The following is a 7,291-nucleotide window of genomic DNA, read 5'->3' as shown; positions in this document are numbered from 1 at the left end:
CTGGCCCTGGAACTGCAGCGCCGCGGCGGCGGCATCGGTGCGGCGGCGTTGTGTGGTGGTGGTGGGCAGGGTGATGCCCTGATCCTCCGCGTCCCGCAGCGCTGACCGGGGAGGCATTACTCCGGTCGCGGCCCCGACGCATCCCGTCGGGGCCGTGATGTCTCCCACAGCAACGACGGATCGTCGTAGATGCCCGGCACAATGGCGGTCATGGCGAACATCTTCGATCTCAGCACCCCGGCCAAGCGGTTCCGATTTGTCGCAATCCTTGAGGCATTCACCTGGGCCGGTCTGCTCCTCGGCATGGCGTTCAAGTACCTGCCGGAGAACGGCAACGAGATCGGCGTGAAGATCTTCGGTCCGTTCCACGGTGCCGTGTTCGTCCTGTTCATTGTCGTCGCGCTGCTGACCGCACGTGCCCTCAAGTGGAACCTGGTCACGACCGGGCTGGCGCTGCTCTCGAGCATCCCGCCGTTCTTCACGATCCTGTTCGAGTGGTGGGCGAAGCGGACCGGTCAGCTCGGCGAGCTGTCCGCAACCCCGGCCGCCGCTGCCACCGCACGCGAGCTCGACGCCGTCTGATCCGCATGCCCAGCGCCCCCGAACCGTCCGCGGTCCGGGGGCGCTGTGCTGTCCGGGGCGCTGGCCTGTTGTGACAAACTGGCACCGTGACTCGACCCGGTTCTCGTCAGCCCGCACGTCCATCCGCCGCGATGGCGGCAGCCATGTCCGGTGCAGTGGATCTGTCCGGCCTGAAGGATCGACCGCAGCCGCCTGCCGCGCCGACCGCATCGACCCCGGCAGGGGACGGCTCGGCAACGGGTCTGGCGCCCGTCGTCGACGTCTCCGAAGCCACCTTCGAGGCCGAGGTTCTCGAACGGTCGATGCAGGTGGTCGTGCTGGTCGCGTTGTGGTCCCCGCGCAGCGACGCGAGTGTCGCGTTCGTCGGTGAGCTGGAGTCGCTCGCGTTGGACGGCGACGGGACCTGGGTGCTTGCGAAGGTCGACGTCGACGCGAACATGCGGATCGCGCAGGCGTTCGGTGTGCAGGGCATCCCGACCGTCGTCGCCGTTGCGGCAGGCCAGCCGATCGCAGACTTCCAGGGTGTGCAACCCGTCCACGAGGTGCAGGGCTGGCTCGGGCAGGTGCTGGCCGCGACCGCGGGCAAGCTGTCGGGTCCGCCGCCCGTCGACGGTGCCGAACCGGAACCCGAGGACCCGCGGTTCGTTGCCGCCGAGGACGCGCTCGCCGACGGCGATCTTGACGGCGCCGAGGCGGCGTACCAGGCAATCCTCGACGCCGAGCCGGGCAACAAGCAGGCCGTCGCCGCGCAGCGTCAGGTGCGGTTCCTGGCGCGGGTGCAGAACGTCGCCCCGGACGCGGTCACGGCCGCCGCCGCGGAACCCGCGAACGTTGCCGCCCAGCTCGACGCCGCCGACGCCCTGCTCTACACCCAGCAGCCGGAGGAGGCGTTCACGCTCCTGATCGACGCGATCAGGAGGTACGCCGGTGAGGACAAGACCACGGTCCGCACCCGGCTACTCGAACTGTTCGAGCTTTTCGACCAGGCCGACCCGCTCGTCGTCGTCGCCCGCCGCAAGCTCGCCTCCGCGCTGTACTAGCGGAGCGCTACTGGTACCGGTTGGTGCAGGCGTCGCGCCCGCCGAGGACCCCGGACCGGAAGGCGTCTACCCGGGCGAAGCCGCTCGGGACGGTGACCCCGTCGATGTCGGATGCCATCAGTCCGTCGGTGAGTAGTCCGGACACCGCCTCGTCGAGGTCGCCCGGCGAGAGGCTCAGTCCGCCCGCCGAGCCGGACGCCGTTGCCGCGGTCCACACCCCAGACAGGCAGGCCGCCCGCAACGCTGTCTTGGGGTCGGTGAGGGAGTCGCCGGTGTGCTGCTGCACGGCGAGCGTGAATCGGGACGCGACAAGGACATAGGCGCCGAAGTCGCCGCGGATGTCGCTGGCGAGGTCGTCGACGTTGCCGTCGTGTGGTGTCCCGCGTTCGACGAGGGCGGGCATCGACACCCCGATCGTGCGGGTCGCGGGGCAGTACGACACCGGCTCGGTGGTGGTCGCGTCCGGGCACCCGGTGTCCGCGCCGGCAAACGAGACCCGGGGGCGTTCCGGCAGCGCGAACACCGACTGCAGCGAATCCACGGTCAGGTCGACGGTCCGCTCGGTCACCGCGGTCTCGCCGATGTCGCCGGGCGTCGTGAACTGGTGCGGTAGCTGCGCGCGCCTGGTCTCGACCTCGGCCTCGTCGATCCCGGTGCACGCGCGGGCGCCGTCGGTGAACCCGATCTGGAAGGCGGTGACCCGCTCGAACGCGGTGCCGTGGACGGCACTCGGATCGTTCGGGTCGGTGTCGCGGACGGCGACCATCGCCGCCATCACCGAGTTGAGGCCCTCGGAGGTGTTGAGGGTGAACTGTGCGGACCGGTCCGCCGCGACATACCGCATGTACGCGCCGGAAAAGCAGTCCGCCTGCTGCTCGAGCACCAGGGTCGGGTCGTCGTCGCCGGCCAGCCCCGAGTCGTGCTGCACGGCGTGCCCGTACTCGTGTGCGATCACCATCACCACCGCCATCGGGCCGAACGTGTCCATCAGCGCGGGCAGCAGGGTGGTGCGGTCCCAGCCGATCGAGCCGTCACGGATGCAGTAGCCGGCGTTGGCGACGCCGTGGGTGCTGTCGCCGCAGAACGTCCCGGACCGCGCGGGGGCAACGCCCGGGTCCCACGACATCAGGTCCGTGACCGGCCGGAAATCCCCGGCGAACGCGCGCGGGTACTCGACGGTCCAGAATGCGGCGAGGTCGTCGACGGCCGCGCCGGCGAGACGGTCGGCGGCGGACCCGTCGCCGCCCCGGACGGCGAGTGACGGCTCCGGGGCGCCGGGCCGCGGACCGTTCGGCCCGGTGGTGGCGGCCAGACCGGCGACGGTGAACGGGTCGTCGTAGATCGACACCGCGTGCCCGTCCACGAGTTGACCGCAGCCGGCGACCAGGACGGTGGCGAGGGCGGCCGCGAACGCGATCGGGAGCCGGGTCACGGCAGTTCCCGGTGCAGCCAGATCGCGGCGTTGCCGGGCAGCGTCACCTCGGCGGACGCGGGGCGTCCGTGCCAGGGGGTGCCGGTGGCGGTCACCTCACCGAAGTTACCCAACCCGGTTCCGTGATAGGCGGCGGCGTCGGTATTGAGGATCTCCCGCCAGCGACCCGGCTCGGGCAGGCCGACCCGGTAGTGCTGATGTGGGGACCCCGAGAAGTTGAACAGGCACGCGACGATCGAGCCGTCGGTGCCGTACCGCAGGAAGCTGAGCACATTGTTCTCGGTGTCGTTGGCGTCGATCCACGAGTAGCCGCCCGGCGAGGTGTCCAGCGTCCACAACGCCGGATGGGCGCGATAGACGGCGTTGAGGTCGCCGACGAGGGTGCGCACCCCCCGCTGCAGGGCACCGGTGTGCGGGTCGTCGAGCTGCCGCCAGTCGAGGCCGCGTTCCTCCGACCATTCGGTGCGCTGCCCGAACTCCTGGCCCATGAACAGCAGTTGCTTGCCCGGGTGCGCCCACATGTAGGCGAGCAACGCCCGCAACCCCGCGGCCCTGGTGCGGTCGTCGCCGGGCATCCTGGACCACAGCGTGCCCTTGCCGTGCACCACCTCGTCGTGGCTGACCGGCAGCAGGTAGTGCTCGCTCCACGCGTACATCAGCGAGAACGTGACCTCGTGGTGGTGGAAGCTGCGGTGCACCGGATCGCGGCCCAGGTAGCCGAGGGTGTCGTGCATCCAGCCCATGTTCCATTTCATCGAGAAGCCGAGGCCGCCGACCGTGGTGGTGCGGGTGACGCCCGGCCACGCGGTGGATTCCTCGGCGACGGTCACGACGCCGGGGTGGTGCTTGTGCACGGTCGCGTTCATCTCCTGTAGGAACGCGACGGCCTCGAGATTTTCCCTGCCGCCGTGGATGTTCGGGGTCCAGCCGCCGGGGGGTCGGGAGTAGTCCAGATAGAGCATCGACGCGACCGCGTCGACCCGGAGCCCGTCGACGTGGAACTCGTCGATCCAGTACAGGGCGTTCGCGACGAGGAAGTTGCGGACCTCGGCACGCCCGAAATCGAAAACGTAGGTCCCCCAGTCGAGTTGCTCGCCTCGCTGCGGGTCGGCGTGCTCGTACAGGGGCTCGCCGTCGAACCGGGCCAGCGCCCACTCGTCCTTGGGGAAGTGCGCGGGCACCCAGTCGACGATGACCCCGATCCCGGCACCGTGCAGGTGATCGACGAACCAGCGGAAGTCGTCGGGGGAGCCGAACCGGGCGGTCGGCGCGTAATAGGAGGTGACCTGGTACCCCCAGGAGCCGCCGTACGGGTGCTCGGCGATGGGCAGCAACTCCACATGGGTGAATCCGCACGCGCGCACGTACTCCGCGAGCTGCCGCGCCAGGTCGCGATAGCCCAGCCCCGGACGCCACGACCCGAGATGGATCTCGTAGATGCTCATCGGTTCCTGGTTGGGTTCGCGGCGGCGCCGCGCCGCGACCCACTCGGCATCCGACCAGACGTGGTCCGACCGGGTCACCCGGGACGCGGTCGCGGGCGGAACCTCGGTCGCGAATGCCATCGGATCGGCCTTGTCCCGCACCGACCCGTCCCGGCAGTGCACCCGGAACTTGTACAGGTCGCCGGGCCGGACCCCGGGGACGAACACCTCCCACACGCCGGTCGACCCGAGCGCCCGCATCGGGGCCTGCCTGCCCACCCAGCCGTCGAAGTCACCCATCACCGCGACCCCCGCCGCGTTCGGTGCCCACACCGCGAACGACGTGCCCGGCACCGCACCGTCCGGGGTGGTGTAGACGCGCGGGTGGGCGCCGAGGACCTCCCACAACCGCTCGTGCCTGCCCTCGCCGAGCAGGTGTAGATCCAGGTCGCCGAGGGTCGGGAGAAAGCGGTAGCCGTCGGCGACGACGGTGGTGTCCCCGCCCGGGTACTCGACGACCAGGCGGTAGTCGACCAGGTCCTCCACCGGAACCACCGCCCCGAACAGGTCGTCGGCGAGCCGGACCAGCGGGTGGTCGGTGCGGCCGATGCGCGCCGCGACCGCGACCGCGTTCGGCCGCAACGCGCGGATCAGGGTGCCGCCAGGATGGCTGTGCGCACCGAGGAGCGCGTGCGGGTCGTGGTGGGTCCCGGCGAGCAGGCGGGCGAGGGCGCCGGGGTCGGGCGCGGCGCCGCGGGGAACGATGGCGCTCACGACGCGGGCGGGCGGTGCGCAAGGTGCAGCCGCGCCGGGTAGGGGATCGGGGGCAGTGCGAGGATGTGTGCGACCGCGCGCCAGGGCTCGAGCCGGACGAAATTGGTCTGCCCCCAGTCGAACTGCTCGCCGGACACCTCGTCGAGCACGGTCATGCGGTCGTGCCAGTCCCGGCCGAGCGCGGGCATGTCCAGCCAGATCATGCCCTGCTCGGCGGCGTACGGGTCCAGGTTGACCACGGTCAGCACCGCGTCGCCGGTCACCGGGTCGAACTTCGAGTAGGCGATCAGCGAGTCGTTGTCGACGTGGTGGAAGGTGATGTTGCGCAGCTGCTGCAAGGCCGGGTGCGCGCGGCGAATCCGGTTCAGGGTGGTCAGCCACGGCTCCAACGATTCGCCGCGGGCCCGGGCGCCGTCGAAGTCGCGGGGCCGGAGCTGGTACTTCTCCGAGTCCAGGTACTCCTCGCTGCCCGGGTGCACCGGGAGGTGTTCGTAGAGTTCGTACCCGGAGTAGACGCCCCAGGTCGGGGCCAGGGTTGCGGCGAGGGCGGCGCGCAACGCGAACATGCCGGGCCCGCCGACCTGCAGGCTCTCATGCAGGATGTCGGGGGTGTTGACGAACAGGTTCGGCCGGGCCTCGTCCGCCTTCGCGGCGATCTCCTGCCCGAACTCGATCAGCTCCTGCTTGTACACCCGCCACGTGAAGTACGTGTACGACTGCGAGAACCCGCGTTTGGCGAGCCCGTACATCCGGGCCGGGCGGGTGAATGCCTCGGACAGGAACAGCACATCCGGGTCGGTGGTCTTGACCTCCGCGATCAGCCATTCCCAGAAGTCCGGTGGCTTCGTGTGCGGGTTGTCGACCCGGAAGATCCTGACACCGGCCGCGATCCAGAACCGGACCACGCGCAGCACCTCGGTGTAGATGCCGTCGCGGTCGTCGTCGAAGTTGATCGGGTAGATGTCCTGGTACTTCTTCGGCGGGTTCTCCGCGTACCCGATGGTGCCGTCGGGCAGGACGGTGAACCACTCCGGATGTGCTGCCGCCCAGGGATGGTCGGGGGCGCACTGCAGGGCGAGGTCGAGCGCGACCTCGAGTCCGAGCCGGCCCGCCCGGCTGACGAACGCCCGGAAGTCGGCCATCGTACCCAGGTTGGGGTGGATCGCGTCGTGGCCGCCCTCCGGCGATCCGATCGCCCACGGCGATCCGACATCGTCCGGTCCCGGAGTCAGTGAGTTGTTGGGGCCCTTGCGATTCACCCGTCCGATCGGATGGATCGGCGGCAGGTACACCACGTCGAATCCCATTGCCGCGATCCGGGGCAACGCGTTCGCGGCCGTGGTGAAGGTGCCGTGCCGCGGCCGCCCCTCCGCATCCCGTCCGCCGGTGGACCGGGGGAAAAACTCGTACCAGGATCCGAACAGGGCTCGGGTGCGATCCACCCACACCTGGAGCGCCCGGCCCCTCGTCAGCAGGTCCCGCAGCGGATGGGCGCGCAGCAGGTCGGTGACCGCGGGCGCGAACGCGGGCGCCACCCGCTGCGGCAACGGCTGCGTGCTCCGCAGCGCCGTCGCGACGGCGAGGCAGCGGTGCCGATCCCCGCGGGGCACGACGTGCGAGGCCCGCTCGAACAGCCGGGCACCGACCTCGAGGTCATTGGCCAACTCGGTCGGACCCTGCCCGACCGCCAGCTTGGCCTCGACCGCGGACCGCCAGGTGGCGAGCGGGTCGCTCCACCCCTCCACCCGGTAGGTCCAGGTGCCGGGGCAGGTGGGGGTGAAGGCCGCGGCGAACGTGTCGGGCAGCGGGCCGGGCAGCATCGGGATCCGGATGCTTCGGGTGAACCCGGGGCCGCGGACCGCGAGCGTCGCGGCGACCGCGTCGTGCCCGTCGCGCCACACCGACGCGGTCACCGGAAAGGTCTCGCCGACCACGGCCTTCGCCGGGTGTCTGCCTCCCTCGATGTCGGGGACGACGTCGTCGATGCCTATCCGCCCGGTCATGCAGGAGACCTTACGGGCTGCGGTCGGGTGTCCGCG

General features: G+C 70.7%; 5 protein-coding genes. 2 read left to right on the top strand and 3 right to left on the bottom strand.

Annotation, left to right across the window (positions count from 1 at the left end; genetic code table 11):
- Window positions 1-201 precede the first annotated feature (201 nt).
- Both ACWF62_RS12085 and ACWF62_RS12080 read left to right on the top strand, forming a co-directional pair.
- Window positions 202-582 (top strand): DUF3817 domain-containing protein, encoded by a 381-nt coding sequence (locus ACWF62_RS12085; RefSeq protein ID WP_378571304.1) that lies wholly within the window; start codon window positions 202-204, stop codon window positions 580-582.
- Window positions 583-725: 143 nt separating this feature from the next.
- Window positions 726-1,622, top strand: coding sequence for a tetratricopeptide repeat protein (locus ACWF62_RS12080; RefSeq protein WP_378571291.1), 897 nt, complete (start codon window positions 726-728; stop codon window positions 1,620-1,622).
- Between the two features lie 7 nt (window positions 1,623-1,629).
- Here ACWF62_RS12080 and ACWF62_RS12075 read toward each other — a convergent pair whose 3' ends face one another.
- Genes ACWF62_RS12075 through ACWF62_RS12065 form a run of 3 tightly spaced genes read right to left on the bottom strand, consistent with a single transcriptional unit; the run spans window position 1,630 to window position 7,255 of the window.
- The gene (locus ACWF62_RS12075) at window positions 1,630-3,054 is read right to left on the bottom strand and encodes a neutral zinc metallopeptidase (protein ID WP_378506416.1); all 1,425 of its coding nucleotides are present in this window, start codon (window positions 3,052-3,054) and stop codon (window positions 1,630-1,632) included.
- Entirely contained in the window at window positions 3,051-5,252 is a 2,202-nt protein-coding gene (gene glgB, locus ACWF62_RS12070) for a 1,4-alpha-glucan branching protein GlgB (RefSeq protein ID WP_378571293.1), read from the bottom strand. Before glgB ends, ACWF62_RS12075 begins: the two co-directional genes overlap by 4 nt.
- Entirely contained in the window at window positions 5,249-7,255 is a 2,007-nt protein-coding gene (locus ACWF62_RS12065) for a maltotransferase domain-containing protein (protein ID WP_378571295.1), read from the bottom strand. Before ACWF62_RS12065 ends, glgB begins: the two co-directional genes overlap by 4 nt.
- Between the last annotated feature and the right edge of the window lie 36 nt (window positions 7,256-7,291).

The sequence above is a fragment of the Rhodococcus sp. NPDC054953 genome (genome assembly GCF_053609225.1).
This window is presented reverse-complemented; position numbering and strand designations above follow the sequence as displayed.